The 624-nt window shown below is 52.9% G+C and carries 1 protein-coding gene; it reads right to left on the reverse strand.

Annotated features, from left to right (window positions below; genetic code table 11):
• On the reverse strand, positions 1 to 567 hold a 567-nt coding region (locus tag ACTHUR_RS15525; protein WP_440399532.1), incomplete at its 3' end, for a competence/damage-inducible protein A.
• Positions 568 to 624: the final 57 nt, after the last annotated feature.

The raw sequence follows: 624 nt of genomic DNA on the forward strand, positions 1-624 counted from the left end.
CACATACACGCTGCGGCTGCCGCGTTCAGTTTGGTTGAAACGGTTGGCGTAATAAGTTTCCAATACCCATTCCGCCATCGGGTGCGCCATCACGGGGAAACCGGGGAAGAAATAATGCTCGCGGATGGAAAATCCGGCGATATTATTAAACGGATTGGGCACAAGTTCCGCGCCTTCGGGAAAATCCGCCATTTTCAGGCGTTGGGCGTGTTCCGGCGAATCGAGCGGCTCGCCGCGTTTCAGGGTTACGCCTTCGATAAACTTGGCGGCTTCAGGATGGCGGACAACGGGCAAATCCAAAGCAGCCGCTGCGGCTTGGCGCGTGTGGTCGTCAGGCGTAGAGCCGATACCGCCGGTAACGAAAGTCGGCAGGCCGTCTGAAAAACTGCGGCGCAGTTGTTTGACCAGCAATTCGGGTTCATCGGGCAGATATTGCACCTGATTGAGTTTCAGCCCGCGCGATTCCAATAAAGATTTGAAAAAGGCGAAATGCTTGTCTTGGCGGCTGCCGTGCAGGATTTCATCGCCGATGATGATGAGGTTGAACAAATGCTGTCGGTCTTTCATAATCTTTCCTTCTGCCTAAAGGCTATTCATGATTTCCCATGATTACTGTTCCAATAT

Source organism: Neisseria sp. P0021.S007 (assembly GCF_051956855.1).